At 49.7% G+C, this 14,108-nt stretch carries 13 protein-coding genes, 2 tRNA genes and 1 pseudogene; 15 read left to right on the forward strand and 1 reads right to left on the reverse strand.

All coding sequences use genetic code 11. The features are described 5' to 3' along the window. Positions 1 to 241: 241 nt before the first annotated feature. Positions 242 to 870, forward strand: a pseudogene (gene sigK, locus DWX91_RS15400) (RNA polymerase sporulation sigma factor SigK). Between the two features lie 62 nt (positions 871 to 932). Here the strand turns inward: sigK and galE are convergent. Next, entirely contained in the window at positions 933 to 1,958 is a 1,026-nt protein-coding gene (gene galE / locus DWX91_RS15405) for a UDP-glucose 4-epimerase GalE (protein WP_118472873.1), read from the reverse strand. Positions 1,959 to 2,246: 288 nt separating this feature from the next. Between galE and DWX91_RS15410 the strand changes: the two genes are divergently transcribed. From DWX91_RS15410 to DWX91_RS15470, 14 genes are all read left to right on the forward strand, one after another. Beyond that, positions 2,247 to 3,773, forward strand: a complete 1,527-nt coding sequence (locus DWX91_RS15410; protein WP_118539622.1) for a putative DNA modification/repair radical SAM protein — start codon at positions 2,247 to 2,249, stop codon at positions 3,771 to 3,773. Beyond that, complete coding sequence (locus DWX91_RS18290; RefSeq protein WP_412693930.1) at positions 3,737 to 3,868, forward strand: hypothetical protein; 132 nt, start codon at positions 3,737 to 3,739, stop codon at positions 3,866 to 3,868. Before DWX91_RS15410 ends, DWX91_RS18290 begins: the two co-directional genes overlap by 37 nt. A 20-nt stretch (positions 3,869 to 3,888) precedes the next feature. Next, positions 3,889 to 4,686 (forward strand): TIGR03915 family putative DNA repair protein, encoded by a 798-nt coding sequence (locus tag DWX91_RS15415; protein ID WP_118472871.1) that lies wholly within the window; start codon positions 3,889 to 3,891, stop codon positions 4,684 to 4,686. A gap of 329 nt (positions 4,687 to 5,015) precedes the next feature. Next, positions 5,016 to 5,309, forward strand: coding sequence for a hypothetical protein (locus DWX91_RS15420; RefSeq protein ID WP_118472870.1), 294 nt, complete (start codon positions 5,016 to 5,018; stop codon positions 5,307 to 5,309). 183 nt (positions 5,310 to 5,492) lie between these two features. Then, complete coding sequence (locus DWX91_RS15425; RefSeq protein ID WP_107000076.1) at positions 5,493 to 5,885, forward strand: GntR family transcriptional regulator; 393 nt, start codon at positions 5,493 to 5,495, stop codon at positions 5,883 to 5,885. Beyond that, on the forward strand, positions 5,872 to 6,771 hold the full coding sequence (locus tag DWX91_RS15430; RefSeq protein WP_117795722.1) for an ABC transporter ATP-binding protein: 900 nt from the start codon (positions 5,872 to 5,874) through the stop codon (positions 6,769 to 6,771). Before DWX91_RS15425 ends, DWX91_RS15430 begins: the two co-directional genes overlap by 14 nt. Further along, the gene (locus DWX91_RS15435; protein ID WP_118472869.1) at positions 6,746 to 9,163 is read left to right on the forward strand and encodes a DUF6449 domain-containing protein; all 2,418 of its coding nucleotides are present in this window, start codon (positions 6,746 to 6,748) and stop codon (positions 9,161 to 9,163) included. Before DWX91_RS15430 ends, DWX91_RS15435 begins: the two co-directional genes overlap by 26 nt. 249 nt (positions 9,164 to 9,412) lie before the next feature. Beyond that, entirely contained in the window at positions 9,413 to 9,988 is a 576-nt protein-coding gene (locus tag DWX91_RS15440) for a zinc ribbon domain-containing protein (protein WP_118472868.1), read from the forward strand. A gap of 3 nt (positions 9,989 to 9,991) precedes the next feature. Then, complete coding sequence (locus tag DWX91_RS15445; protein WP_022358562.1) at positions 9,992 to 10,498, forward strand: COG2426 family protein; 507 nt, start codon at positions 9,992 to 9,994, stop codon at positions 10,496 to 10,498. A 209-nt stretch (positions 10,499 to 10,707) separates the two neighbouring features. Continuing rightward, positions 10,708 to 13,152, forward strand: a complete 2,445-nt coding sequence (locus DWX91_RS15450) for a heavy metal translocating P-type ATPase (RefSeq protein ID WP_118539624.1) — start codon at positions 10,708 to 10,710, stop codon at positions 13,150 to 13,152. Positions 13,153 to 13,169: 17 nt separating this feature from the next. Continuing rightward, positions 13,170 to 13,379, forward strand: coding sequence for a cation transporter (locus DWX91_RS15455; protein ID WP_182435106.1), 210 nt, complete (start codon positions 13,170 to 13,172; stop codon positions 13,377 to 13,379). 73 nt (positions 13,380 to 13,452) lie between these two features. Further along, positions 13,453 to 13,788, forward strand: a complete 336-nt coding sequence (locus DWX91_RS15460) for a metal-sensing transcriptional repressor (RefSeq protein WP_022358560.1) — start codon at positions 13,453 to 13,455, stop codon at positions 13,786 to 13,788. 130 nt (positions 13,789 to 13,918) lie between these two features. Beyond that, a tRNA-Pro gene (locus tag DWX91_RS15465) sits at positions 13,919 to 13,992 on the forward strand. A gap of 18 nt (positions 13,993 to 14,010) precedes the next feature. Beyond that, a tRNA-Glu gene (locus DWX91_RS15470) sits at positions 14,011 to 14,082 on the forward strand. Positions 14,083 to 14,108: the final 26 nt, after the last annotated feature.

Genomic DNA, 14,108 nt, shown 5'->3' on the forward strand with positions numbered 1-14,108 from the left:
TGTATAGCCGAAAGGTAAGCAGTAGTGGTGTCATGGACGCACCCTGAAAAAAGGCGGTATCCCGCCAGATTTCAGATGCTCTGGTAACTTAGTTACCGAGTAGTTCACACGCAGCGGATTTATAACCGGCTGGATGGTATGATTTTTAGCGCCCTTTCTAAAATCGGAAAAGCAAGTGGTGCACTGGAAAAGCCACCGAAGCATAAACTATCAGTAAGTAAGCTTCAGGGTGGCTTTTTCTTTGCATACATTTCCAAAGCCTTTGACACCTGGAGAGGAACGGTCCTGTCTGGAACGCATGAAAGAGGGAGACCATGAGGCACGCAATACTCTGATAGAGCGAAATTTACGGCTGGTGGCGCATGTGACCAGAAAATATCAGGGTACAGATTATGAAATGGAAGATCTCCTGTCGATCGGCACCATCGGGCTCATTAAAGCGGTCAATACGTTTCATCCGGAGCGGGGATCGCGGTTGGCGACGTATGCGGCGAAATGTATCGAGAATGAGATTCTGATGACCTTCCGTGCTGGTAAAAAATATGCAAAGGATATCTCGTTATATGACCGATCGGGGTAGATAAAGATGGAGAAACCGTCAGCCGGATGGATGTGCTGGAGGCAGAAGGAAAAGAAGTTCTGGAAACCATTATTTTAAAGCAGGAAATTGAACAGCTTTACCGCGCCTATGAAGCGTGTTTAAAAGAAACAGAGAAAATCGTCTTACGCAGCCGGTACGGGCTGTTTGGCGGAAAGGAACAGACGCAGCGGGAGATTGCCGACGGACTTGGAATCTCGCGTTCTTATGTGAGCCGGATCGAGAAGCGGGCGCTGGAAAAAATGCGGCGGGGATTTGCGGAACACAAATAAAGAACAGAAAAAGCGGCTGGCAGATGTTAGGGTGGACATCTGTCAGCCGCTTTTGTTATCTTTTAGTCCTCAGCGTCCCGATATCCGTTCGGGTTCATCGACTGCCATTTCCAGGAGTCAGCGCACATCTCCTCAATGCCGTACTGAGCTTCCCAGCCGAGTTCATTTTTCGCTTTGGTAGCATCGGAGTAGCAGGTTGCGATATCGCCGGCGCGGCGTGGCTTGATTTCATAAGGAATTGTTTTGCCGCAGGCTTTTTCGTAAGCCTTGACAACATCGAGTACGCTGTAGCCTTTGCCGGTGCCGAGGTTGTAGATATATACGTCTGGCTTATCGTTAAATTTTTGGAGTGCTTTTACATGACCGACTGCAAGGTCAACTACGTGGATGTAATCGCGCACACCGGTTCCGTCCGGAGTCGGGTAATCATTGCCGAAGACACCGAGGCATTTCAGCTTGCCGACAGCAACCTGTGCGATATAAGGAACCAGGTTGTTCGGGATTCCCTTCGGATCCTCGCCGATCAGACCGCTCTTGTGTGCACCGATTGGGTTGAAGTAGCGGAGCAGAACGACATTCCATTCCGGATCTGCCACGTGCAGGTCAGTTAAAATCTGCTCAAGCATTCCCTTTGTCTGACCGTAAGGGTTTGTGATTTTGCCTTTCGGGCATTCTTCGGTGATCGGGACGAATGCCGGATCTCCGTATACGGTAGCGGAGGAACTGAAAATGATTTTCTTGACGCCATGATTGCGCATTACGTCGCAGAGAATCAAGGTTCCGGTGATATTGTTGTGGTAATATTCCAGTGGCTTCGCAACGGATTCTCCGACTGCCTTTAAGCCTGCAAAATGAATGACCGAATCGATGGATTCTTTCTCAAAAATCTCATTGACTGCCTCGCGATCCAGCATATTTGCCTTGTAAAAGGTTACATGCTTGCCGGTGATTTTCTCCACGCGGCGCAGCGCTTCCTCACTGGCATTGTAAAGGTTGTCCATGACAACGACCTCATATCCGGCGTTTAAAAGTTCGATGCAGGTATGACTGCCGATGTAACCGGCGCCTCCAGTAACTAAAATAGCCATTGTAAACTCCTCCTTCATCCTACCTATAAGAATAATTCATTTTATACCTTCAATCTTTCTTTATTATAAACGCGGCTTGCGAGGAAAACAATCGGAAATATTGTCATGTGTTATCGAAATTATATTTTAAGAGGAAGTTTAACAACGCTTTGCGTAGAATTGGAAAGACTCGGATACAGTGTGCGGGATGATAGAATGTGCGTTCGAAAAACGGCTTGCATTTAAAAAGAGGGTGTGATATGATAAATACAGAACGGATGTTCGAGAAACGGGAGGAGGCAGAACCTCATGCTGATACAGGAAAATCTTTCAATCGAAGAAAAGTTAAGAATTTTATCGGATGCGGCGAAGTATGACGCCGCCTGCACATCCAGCGGCGTGGGTAGAAAGGGAAAGGAAGGCTTTCTTGGAAACAGCCGGGTGGACGGCATCTGTCACAGTTTTGCCTCGGATGGGCGCTGTATCTCCCTGCTGAAAATTTTATTTACGAACCAGTGCATCTATGACTGTCATTACTGTGTCAATCGTCGGAGCAATGACACGGTCCGTACCTCCTTTACGCCAGAGGAGGTCTGCCGTCTGACGATGGAATTCTACCGGCGCAACTATATAGAAGGATTGTTTTTAAGTTCCGGTGTGCTGGAGACACCGGATCACACGATGGAACTGCTGTATCAGACCTTGTACCGGCTTCGGCGGGTCCATCGATTTAACGGTTACATCCATGTGAAAGCAATTCCGGGGGCAGATCCGGAGCTGATTGAGAGAGTGGGCTTTCTGGCGGACCGGATGAGTGTGAATCTGGAGCTTCCGACGGCTGATGGTCTGGCGCGCCTGGCACCGGGAAAGACGCGGGACAAGATACTGCGCCCGATGCGCCAGATCCAGACTGGGATTGCGAGACAGCTGGAGCAGGAAGGGCGTCTGGAGAGCAGAGGGGCATGGCTTCCGCAGAAAGAGCGCGGAGAAATTCAGATTCCGGGAGACGGGAGATATGGAATTGGTGGTAAAGCGATAGGAAAAGGGGAAAAGGAATGTCTGCAGGCTGACAAGGGAATTCTGAGTCTGAATCAGACAAAGACAAAGATGGATTGGGGGCGGAATGGAGACAAGGTAAAAGGATTTATGAGGTCGAAAGAGCCGGGGGGAACGGATGAAAGGGTTGGAAGGACACATACACCGGAGACCCCCCGTGTCATCCCGGGACGCTCGATCTATGGCAGTTTCGGACTGGGAAATATCTCAAACAGCAAGAATTATTTCGTCCCCGGCGGTCAGAGCACGCAGCTCATTGTCGGGGCGACTCCGGAGAGTGATTATCAGATGGTTGCAGTCGCGGAAGCGCTGTATCGGAATTTTGGATTAAAGAGGGTCTTTTATTCGGCGTTTATCAAGGTGAATGAGGACAGCCTGCTTCCGGATCTTCCGGACGGACCGCCGCTTCTGCGAGAACACCGTCTGTACCAGGCGGACTGGCTGATGCGCTACTATGGCTTCCGGGCGTCGGAACTTCTGAGTGAAAAACACCCTAATTTTAATGTGTTTCTGGATCCGAAGTGCGACTGGGCGCTGCAGAACCTGGGAGAGTTCCCGGTGGAGGTAAACCGGGCACCGTATGAGATGCTTCTGCGGGTTCCGGGCATCGGGGTAAAGTCTGCGATGCGGATTGTCGCTGCGAGAAAGCAGACGGCGCTTCGGTTTGAAGATTTGAAAAAGATGGGAGTTGTGTTGAAGCGGGCGGTATACTTCATTACCTGTTCAGGGCGGATGATGTACCGGTGCAGATCCATGAGGATGCGATCGCGGCACAGCTAGTCAGTGAAGAAAAGCGGAAGCAGTGGCAGCTGTCACAGAGCGGGCTGTACCGCCAGATGTCGTTGTTTGATGATTTTCATATGGCGCAGGTATGAAACGAACGGAGGAGAGAAAAATGGTTGTATTTGTATGTGAAGACAGTCCGGAAGGCATATTCACAGGAGTATATGATGCCTGGAGCAGCCGCTTGGGGCATGAGAACGTGCGGCTGGAAGTACAGGGCGAATATAATTACAGCCTGTTTTCGGAGTACCGGGAGGTGGCGGTGGATCAGCTCAAGGCGCAGAAAGTCGTGCGCTCGGTGCGCAGATCCCTGTCAGAACTGGCGTACAGCTGGATTTACCGCACGGCACTGAGTGAACGGGAGGATCGGGCAGAGGCGGTCTACCGGTTTCTGGTCTGTGGATTTGGCGCAGGGGCAGCAGGGAGACGTATCACGGACAATTTACAGATACCGGCGGTGCAGACAGTCTTTCAGATCAACCGCGCGGTTGCCAATGAAGCGCATTTGCAGATAGAATTTATGCGGTTTGCGGAATATTCCGATCAGGTACTGTTTTCTGAGATTGGTCCGAAAAACCGGGTGACGGCATTGCTGATGCCGTATTTTACGGATCGCCTGCCATCGGAACCATTTATTATCTATGATAAAAATCATCAGGAAGCGGGAGTCTGGACAGGAAAGGGGCGGTGGTATATGATGCGCGGGGCTGAGACAGAACCCCTGCAGGCGCTTTCCGGGAAAACCGATCAGAGCGAATATGCGGCGCTCTGGAGTGCATTTTTTCATCAGATAGGAATTAAGGAGCGGGAAAATCCAGCCTGCCAGCGAACGCGCCTGCCGCTTCGCTACCGGAAATATATGACGGAATTTCAGTCCGGTTCCAACCGTTCAAATTTGGCTAAATTGTGAACAAATCGTAAACACAAAATCGGGAAAATTGTTCATAAAGAAACGAAAAAAGAATAGAAATAAGCTGGAAACTGGGAAAAAGCAGCATTGAAACGAGAAAACTGCCGCATATATATTAAGATTTAAAGACTTAAAAAAATGATGTAAAACCAACAGAAACAAGGATTTTTCTTACGAAAACTTTCGTTTTTTGTAAGAAATATGGGATTTATTTAGTGAATGTTAATTATCTGTTCATATTTTGGACATAATTTGTTTTTATTATAAGTCCTGTACCGATGAGGTACAAGAAAACATAAATCGTATGTTTTAAAGAGGAGAGAATAATTATGAGAAAGAATCTTACAAAAACAGCAGCAATCTTAGTTATGAGTGCAATGGTAGCAGCATCTGCTCTGACCGCTTGCGGCAGCAAAGCAGAGGAGACAACTGCAGCAGCAGAGGAGACTGTAGCAGCAGAAGAGACTGAGGCAGTTGAGGAGACTGAGGCTGAAACAGAAGAGACTGAGGAAGTTTCCGAGGAAGAGACCGAAGAGGCATCTGAGGAAGAGACTGAGGCAGCTGAGGAGACTGAGGCTGAAACAGAAGAGACTGAGGCAGCTGAGGAGACACAGGCTCAGTAATCAATCTTTGATTGCAGAAGTTTGTTTCTATTCGGATATAACCAAAAAGGTTGTTAAGAAAATCGTAAGAGGGCAGTCGGTTGACAATCGACTGCCCTTTTTGTATACTATAACTGTATTAAATGAACTAATACACTTATGATTTTTGATACAGGGCAGAATGGAGGAAAGGAGAATGTGAGCATGATTCTGATTGATTATAAAGATCGACGACCTCTCTATGAGCAGATTGTTGAGAAGCTGTCGGATCTGATGGTCCGGGGGATTTTGGAGCAGGACAGTCAGCTTCCATCCGTGCGGAGTCTGGCAACGGAGTTGTCGATGAATCCGAATACGATCCAGCGGGCGTATGCAGAGCTGGAACGCCAGGGATATATTTATTCGGTTAAGGGCAGGGGCAGTTTTGTGGCGGATAACCGGCAGATTCGGGAGAGGAAGCGGCAGGAGATCTGGGATCAGCTGGAACTTCTGATCCGGGATGCAAAAGGAACCGGCATCACGATGCTGGAGTTCCAGGAGCAGGTCATCCAGAGCTATGGAAGTGAGGAAGGAGGAAACAGGAATGATAAAGGCTGAGAACCTGACGAAGCGTTTTTATGATACAGTGGCAGTCGATCATATCCATGCGGAGATTCACAATGGAAGTGTCTTTGGTCTGATTGGAACCAACGGCGCCGGAAAAAGTACTTTTTTGCGGATGGCAGCCGGTATTTTAAAGCCGGACGAAGGGAGCATTACGGTTGATGATGAGACGGTATTTGAGAATACAAAGGTAAAGGCACGGTGCTTTTATATCCCGGATGAGCCGTATTTCTTAAGCAATGGAACGGCGGAAGATATGAAGGTGTTTTATCAGGGGATTTATCCGAAGTTTGATGCAGCCCGGTTTGATAAACTGCTAAAGAATTTTGAACTGGAAAGCCGGCGGAAGGTGCAGACCTTTTCGAAGGGTATGAAAAAACAGCTCGCTGTGCTGCTGGGCATTTGCGCGGGAACCGATTATCTGTTCTGCGACGAGACGTTTGACGGGCTGGATCCGGTCATGCGGCAGACGGTCAAGAGTCTTTTTGCCAATGATATCGAGGAGCGGAACCTCACGCCGGTTATCGCCTCCCATAATCTGCGGGAGCTGGAAGATATCTGCGACCATGTAGGTCTGCTTCACAAGGGAGGAATGCTTCTCTCAAAGGATCTGGACGATATGAAGTTAAATATTCACAAGATTCAGTGTGTGCTTCCGGCGGGAGTGGGGAGCAGCGATTTGCAGGGAATCGATATTATAAAGACGGAACAGAGGGGAAGTCTCCTGACGCTTACCGTGCGCGGAAAACGGGAAGAAATTCAGACAATTTTACAGGCGTATCATCCGGTGTTTTTTGAAATGATACCGCTTTCCCTGGAAGAGATCTTTATCAGTGAAACGGAGGTGGCTGGTTATGACATCAAAAGGCTTGTTTTTTAAATATATGAGAGAAAATACGAAGCAGCGTCTCTGGAGCGTGGCGCTTACCGCACTTTTGTGCTTTTTTCTGTTTCCGGTCCTGACAGCGCTGGAAACCAGCATAATGCTGCGTCCGGATAACTTGTCTAAAGATCTGAGCGTCGAAGCGGCGTTAGCAGAAGCAAAATTAAAGCTGACCAATGAGATGCTGAATATGTATTCGATCCAGAATGCAATGCTGGTATTTATCCTGATTGTGGCGGCAGTGGTGCTGGCAGCGTCCGGTTTTTCGTATCTCCATTCGAAAAAGAAAACGGATTTTTTTCACAGCCTTCCGATCAGCCGTGAAATGCTTTATACTGTGACCTGCCTGGACGGTATCCTGTATCTGGCAGTCCCGTATCTGGTATTTCTGCTGGCGGCAGGAGTGATGCTGCAGGTAAAGGGCGCACCATTTTCATGGGGAACCCTGTTGATTGGGTATGTACAGCATATGTGCTTTTTTACACTGGTGTACATGACGGTTGTGCTGGCAGTGATTCTGACAGGCAATCTGATCGTGGGTTTACTGGGAACCGGCGTGCTTTTTAGCTGGGGACCGGGTGTGGCTGCAGTGGTATCGACGTATTTTTCCGAATACTTCATGACGTTTTATGACAATGGCAATTTCCTGCTGCGCTGGTGCGAGCGGACCTCACCGGTTTTCTGGTACGGCACGGCAACTGGTTCGGATCATCCTACCCGGATGGCAGTCATTGCATTGGCAGTGGCAGCCCTGCTCTTTGGCCTGGGAATGTTCCTGTACCGGAAACGCCCGTCTGAGGCGGCGGGAAGAGCGATGGCATTTAAGGTAAGTGAGCCGGTGATCCGTTTCCTTCTGGTTGTGCCGATCACGCTGTTTTCCGGAATGATTTTCCGGTCAATCCTGAATGATGATATCTGGACCGTGTTTGGCTTGATCTGCGGACTGCTCATCACCAGCTGCCTGATCGAAATTATCTATCATTTCGATTTTAAGAGCTTGTTTGCGCATAAGAGACAGCTTGTCATCAGTGCGGTGGCAGTGGCAGCCATTTTCTTAGGGTTCCGCCTGGATGTGGCAGGATATGACAGCTATCTGCCGGATGATGACAAGGTTGCATACGCGGGTATTTACTGTGATGCACTGGACAACAATGCGGTAGGGGCTTACCATGTGACTCCGAGAATGTATAGGGATGGCTACAGTGCTGGAATGGAATGGGCGTCCCAGGGAGATGTGGCAGATAAAATGCAGATCTCGGATGAGGATGGAATCCGTGTCCTGCGGGAAATTGGCGCGCAGGGCATCGAGACAGCTTCCAGACAGCGGAAGCATTTGAACGGCGGACAGGATTGGATGAGTGAGGCGGATCTGGATTCACGCTATGATTCGATCGTGCTGTCCTGGCATCTGAACAATGGAAAAACCGTTTACCGTAATTACCGCACGATCAATGTATCGGAGCTGCGGGAACAGCTAGATTCCATTTATGAAAATCAGAGCTATAAACTGGGAATGTACCCGGTGCTGTCCCTACAGGCAGACGATGCCGCAGGCATCAATTACAAAGAGGAAGAGGACTGCAGCCATGTGAAGCTTCCGGATGAGCAGACGAAGGTGGCACTTCTTGCTGCATACCAGAAAGAGCTGATGGCTCTGACGCCGGATATGCGCCGGGAGGAGATGCCGATCGCGGAGATTCAGTTTAAGACAAATGAGATGCAGGCGATGATTGATGTGATTCGTAAAAATGGCGGCTATTATGACACATTTAACCAGTTTGATTATTATCCGATTTATCCGTCCTTCCAGGAGACGATCGCGATTCTGGAACAGTGTGGTACCGAGGTCGGCAGCAAGGTGACACCGGAAAACACAGAAAAAATCGTGCTTCAGTATCAGGGCGGCAAGATTCCGGAGGATCAGCTGGCACCGGCAGATACAGAGCTTGGAAAACGCCAGCGGGAGTATCTTCAGAATGACAGCAGACGCGAGGTAACGATTACAGATCCGGAACAGATTGCAGAAATTCTTGCAAACTCCGCTTCGGATGATATGGTGCAGATCAATCAAATGGCGGAGGCATATCAGGGGATCAATATTGCAGTATATGTGTCCAGTACAGAGGACACAGGGGCAGTTTCAGAGGATGATTTGAGGGATTCGGTAAATTCAATGGAGGAAAATGAGATAGGTCAGACATATACGGTGGATGCCGGTCAGAATGCCCTGTATGATGGGGAATATGCGGCGGACTATGAAATGGATGAATCGGGTCAGTATGGCATCTACCAGCGCTCATTCCGCTATGGCAAGGTTCCGGAGTTTGTGAAATCGACCTTCGGCCTGACACCGGAATTGATGCGGCTGAACCGGGTGTTTGCGTATTAAAAAAGCTGCCTGGAGTTGATTCAGGGATGCAAAAGATTGACTTTCTCCCCCGTAGGGGCTAAAATAAAGGGAAACGTAGCGGTTCAGCCGGTTTATGTATTTGATGCAAAAACCGGCTGAATCGTTATGAGAAAATATCAGACGCTTTGGTTTTGCATGAACCTGCCTTTGGATTTAGAACAGCGATGCGCTGTCCCATCAGGCAGAACAAAATTTGAGGCGTACATATCCCGCAGAGGAGGAAGAAATATGGCATTTTTCGATGAACTTGGAAAGGTGATCAGCGATAAGAGCAAGGAAGCTGCGAACCGGGTAAAGGACATCACAGGCGTATTACAGCTGAAATCGAAGCTGTCCGCCGAGAAAGATAAGATTAATAAGGCATATATCACACTGGGAAAAGCATACTATGACAGACATGAGGGCGAGCTGGAAGGGAAATTTGCAGATGAGTTCCACACTATCCAGGCAGGGCTTGTGAAGATTGCGTCCCTGGAGGATGAGATTGCCGAGTTAGAGGGCACAAGAGTCTGCGCGGAGTGCGGCGCAAAGGTGGAGAAAAATGCGGCATTCTGCAGCCGGTGCGGTGCGCCGATGGATTCGACGACATCTGCAGATGTGCATGAGCCGGAAGAACCAGAGGAGATGCAGGAGACTATCTTTGAAGAGAAGGATGAAGCTGCAGCAGATAAGGCGGTTGACAACGCAGAAACAGAAGGCACGGCTGGCCCAGACGCGGATTCCGCGGATGCTTCGGACTCTGTTTCGGAGAACACCACCGATACTGCGGCACAGAATGAAAATAACAGCGGGGAGCAGGCATAATTTATGGATTCACTGGTACAATGGTTTACAGCTAATTTATCCGGAGTCATATCGAAGGAGGCAATTATCTTCATTATCTCGATGATTCCGATTCTGGAACTTCGAGGCGGGCTTCTGGCTGCGTCACCGGCACTCTTAAACGTGCCGATCCTGCGGGCGATCCCGATCTGTATCGTGGGAAATATCCTGCCGATCCCGTTTATCCTGCTTCTGATCCGCCATGTGCTGGAGTGGATGAAGAAGGTTCCGTGTTTCCGTGGTATTGCGCTGTGGCTGGAACGCAAAGCGATGAGCAAAAAAGGGCAGATCGAGAAATATGAGTTCTGGGGGCTGATGCTCTTTGTCGGCATCCCGCTTCCGGGAACCGGCGCATGGACAGGCGCGCTGGTGGCATCCCTGCTCCACATGAAATTTGGCAAGGCATTTGGCGCGATTTTAGTCGGTATCGCGCTGGCGACGGTGATTATGTCGATTCTGTCCTACGGCGTGCTGGGCGTGCTGTTTGGATGATGCGCAGATAAAAATGGAATAATGTCTATGCCCGCAAAAGGGCGGCATGGATGCGAATGTATAAAAGACTCTGTAAGGGGAAATTCTCCGGACAGAGTCTTTTTGCGTCCATTATTATTTTGTTGAGAAAAAGAGATCATAAATGAAATTGGGGTTGACATATACTATGGGGGTATATTATAAAGGCAGTTAAGAGATAGGAGGAGACCATGAAGCAATATACAGTAACCGGCATGAGCTGCGCGGCATGCAGCAGCCGGGTTGAAAAGGCAGTATCGAAAGTGCCGGGTGTCACGGCATGCTCGGTCAGCCTGCTGACAAATTCGATGGGCGTCGAGGGCGATGTGCCCCCGGAGACCGTGATTCATGCGGTGGAAGATGCCGGATATGGCGCATCCCTGAAAGGACAGGGCACTGCAGCGCAGGCGCAGAGCGCGTCGGAGGCAGAGGACGCCTTAAAAGATCGGGAGACGCCGGTCTTAAAACACCGTCTGATCGCATCGCTGGGATTCTTAGCAGTCCTTATGTATATGTCGATGGGACATATGATGTGGGGCTGGCCGCTGCCGCACTTTATGGATGGCAACCATGTGGCGATGGGACTTTTGCAGCTCCTTTTGGCCGGAATTATCATGGTGATTAACCAGAAATTCTTTATCAGCGGTTTCAAGGGACTTTTACACCGCGCCCCGAACATGGACACGTTGGTAGCACTTGGTTCCGGCGCGTCGTTTATCTACAGCACATATGCGTTGTTTGCGATGACGGACGCCCAGTTAAAGGGCAACGACACGGCAGTCATGTCCTACATGCATGAATTTTACTTTGAGTCGGCGGCAATGATTCTGGCGCTGATCACAGTCGGAAAAATGCTGGAGGCGCGTTCCAAGGGAAAAACGACGGATGCCTTAAAGGGACTGATGAAACTGGCACCGAAGACAGCTGTTATCATCCGGGATGGAGTGGAAACAAAGGTTCCGATTGACGAGGTAAAGAAGGGTAATGTATTTGTTGTACGCCCAGGTGAAAATATCCCGGTGGACGGTGTGGTCCTGGAAGGAACAAGCGCGGTCAACGAGGCAGCACTGACCGGCGAGAGTATTCCGGTGGATAAGGCACAGGGTGACCCGGTTTCGGCGGCAACGGTCAACCAGTCTGGTTATCTGCGCTGTGAGGCGACCAGAGTCGGTGAAGATACCTCCCTGTCGCAGATTATCCGCATGGTCAGCGACGCGGCGGCGACGAAAGCGCCGATCGCCAAGATTGCAGACCGGGTTTCCGGCGTGTTTGTCCCGGCGGTTATCACGATCGCAGTGGTGACAACGATTATCTGGCTGCTGGCAGGACAGACGTTTGGATTCGCACTGGCGCGAGGTATTTCCGTATTGGTTATCAGCTGCCCGTGTGCACTGGGACTGGCTACGCCGGTTGCGATTATGGTCGGCAACGGCATGGGCGCGAAAAATGGAATCTTGTTCAAGACAGCTGTTTCGCTGGAAGAAACCGGAAAAATGGACATTGTAGCGCTTGATAAGACGGGTACGATCACCAGCGGCGAGCCGCGTGTGACCGACGTCATCCCGTCCGGAGGTGTGACTGAGAAGGAGCTGGTAAGCCTGGCGCTTTCCCTGGAAAAGAAGAGTGAGCACCCATTGGCGAAAGCTGTTCTTCTCTATGCAAAAGAACAGCAGGTGGATGCGCCGGAGGCGGCTGATTTCCAGGCGCTGCCGGGTAATGGACTTTCCGGTACGTTAGACGGCGCTTCATTGGCAGGCGGAAGCTTTTCCTATATCAGCGGACATACGACGGTGTCCGCACAGGAACAGGCATCCTTTGAGCGCCTGGCATCGGAAGGCAAGACACCGCTGTGCTTTATGAAAAATGGTCGTCTGGCTGGTATGATTGCCGTGGCAGATGTCATCAAGGAAGACAGCCCGCAGGCGGTCAAGGAACTGCAGAACATGGGAATCCGTGTGGTCATGCTGACCGGAGATAATGAGCGGACCGCCCGTGCGATTGGGGCACAGGCTGGTGTGGATGAAGTCATTGCCGGAGTACTTCCGGATGGGAAAGAGAGTGTCATCCGCAGCCTGAAAGAACAGGGTAAGGTGGCAATGGTCGGTGATGGTATCAATGATGCCCCGGCGCTCACGCGTGCCGATATAGGTATCGCGATCGGAGCTGGTACAGATATCGCGATTGATGCCGCGGATGTGGTGTTGATGAAGAGCCGTTTGAGTGATGTTCCGGCGGCAATCCGTCTAAGCCGTGCGACGCTTCGAAATATTCACGAAAACCTGTTCTGGGCATTCTTTTACAATGTTGTGGGTATTCCACTTGCAGCCGGTTTGTGGTATCCTATCTTTGGATGGAAATTAAATCCGATGTTCGGCGCTGCAGCGATGAGCTTATCCAGCTTCTGCGTAGTGACGAACGCGCTGCGGCTGAATCTGTTTAAGATGCACGATGCATCGAAGGATCATCCGATGCGGAAGAGGGCTGAGAAGGCTGCTAATAAAGGTGGAGAAAAGGCAGAAACGCAGGTGCAGTTAGGGTGGGGGCAGAAGATACCCGGTCAATTGGGCAAACAGCAAATGGAAATGAAACTGTTTCAAAAGAAATGCAAAAAAGTGAGAATCAAAAAAATAATATAAATATGGAGGGAATAACGATGACAAAGACAATGAATATCGAAGGAATGATGTGTGGACACTGTGAGGCACGCGTAAAGAAGGCGTTGGAGGCACTGGCAGGCGTGGAGAGCGCAGAGGTCAGCCATGAGAAAGGAACCGCGGTCGTAAGCATGAGTGCGGATGTGGCAGACGATACGTTGAAAGAGGCGGTTGAGGCACAGGATTATAAGGTGGACTCGATTCAGTAGGATGAAAAAAGCTGCGAAATGGTGGAATTAATATGCCATTTCGCAGCATTTTGATAAAAGATAGGAGAAAAGCATGGGCTGTTGTAAATGTGAATCACAAGCGCAGGTCTGTCAGGGAGGAGAGACGGAACGCCACAAACACAGAAATCTGACCGAAGAAAAAGATCTGCTGAAACGTTTAAACCGGATCGAGGGACAGGTGCGCGGTGTGAAGGCGATGGTGGAAGACGAGCGATACTGCGTCGATATATTAAACCAGGTATCAGCGGTTCAGGCGGCGCTGAACAGTTTTTCCAAAGTCCTGCTGTCCAACCATATCAAAACCTGTGTGGTCGATGATATAGAGGCGGGAAATGGGGAAGAAGCGGTTGAGGAGCTGTGCAAGACCATTCAGAAGCTGATGAAGTAAATATAAATTTATTGAATTGAGTAAACACAAGCAACTATAGCGAAATATTAAACATAATAAATATTTTTAAAAATTCTTCAAAAAAAGTGTTGACATTCTCCTGGATTTATATTATACTACGTCATGTAATCGAGGCGTGGCTCAGTTTGGTAGAGCGCTGCGTTCGGGACGCAGAGGTCGCGTGTTCGAATCACGTCGCCTCGATTCTATTATAAAACATACGGCCTGTTGGTCAAGCGGTCAAGACGACGCCCTCTCACGGCGTAAACCCGGGTTCGATTCCCGGACAGGTCATCGAAAGTTGCTTTGGGTTTTCCAGA

This window comes from Clostridium sp. AF22-10, assembly GCF_003478725.1.
In the GTDB taxonomy this organism is placed as follows: Bacteria; Bacillota; Clostridia; order Lachnospirales; family Lachnospiraceae; genus Otoolea; species Otoolea fessa.

What these genes read in the sequence shown, in the direction of transcription:
- galE (WP_118472873.1), bottom strand. Translation starts at nt 1,958, where the DNA reads ATGGCTATTTTAGTTACTGGAGGCGCCGGTTACATCGGCAGTCATACC.
- DWX91_RS15410 (WP_118539622.1), top strand. Translation starts at nt 2,247, where the DNA reads ATGCTGATACAGGAAAATCTTTCAATCGAAGAAAAGTTAAGAATTTTA.
- DWX91_RS15415 (WP_118472871.1), top strand. Translation starts at nt 3,889, where the DNA reads ATGGTTGTATTTGTATGTGAAGACAGTCCGGAAGGCATATTCACAGGA.
- DWX91_RS15420 (WP_118472870.1), top strand. Translation starts at nt 5,016, where the DNA reads ATGAGAAAGAATCTTACAAAAACAGCAGCAATCTTAGTTATGAGTGCA.
- DWX91_RS15425 (WP_107000076.1), top strand. Translation starts at nt 5,493, where the DNA reads ATGATTCTGATTGATTATAAAGATCGACGACCTCTCTATGAGCAGATT.
- DWX91_RS15430 (WP_117795722.1), top strand. Translation starts at nt 5,872, where the DNA reads ATGATAAAGGCTGAGAACCTGACGAAGCGTTTTTATGATACAGTGGCA.
- DWX91_RS15435 (WP_118472869.1), top strand. Translation starts at nt 6,746, where the DNA reads ATGACATCAAAAGGCTTGTTTTTTAAATATATGAGAGAAAATACGAAG.
- DWX91_RS15440 (WP_118472868.1), top strand. Translation starts at nt 9,413, where the DNA reads ATGGCATTTTTCGATGAACTTGGAAAGGTGATCAGCGATAAGAGCAAG.
- DWX91_RS15445 (WP_022358562.1), top strand. Translation starts at nt 9,992, where the DNA reads ATGGATTCACTGGTACAATGGTTTACAGCTAATTTATCCGGAGTCATA.
- DWX91_RS15450 (WP_118539624.1), top strand. Translation starts at nt 10,708, where the DNA reads ATGAAGCAATATACAGTAACCGGCATGAGCTGCGCGGCATGCAGCAGC.
- DWX91_RS15455 (WP_182435106.1), top strand. Translation starts at nt 13,170, where the DNA reads ATGACAAAGACAATGAATATCGAAGGAATGATGTGTGGACACTGTGAG.
- DWX91_RS15460 (WP_022358560.1), top strand. Translation starts at nt 13,453, where the DNA reads ATGGGCTGTTGTAAATGTGAATCACAAGCGCAGGTCTGTCAGGGAGGA.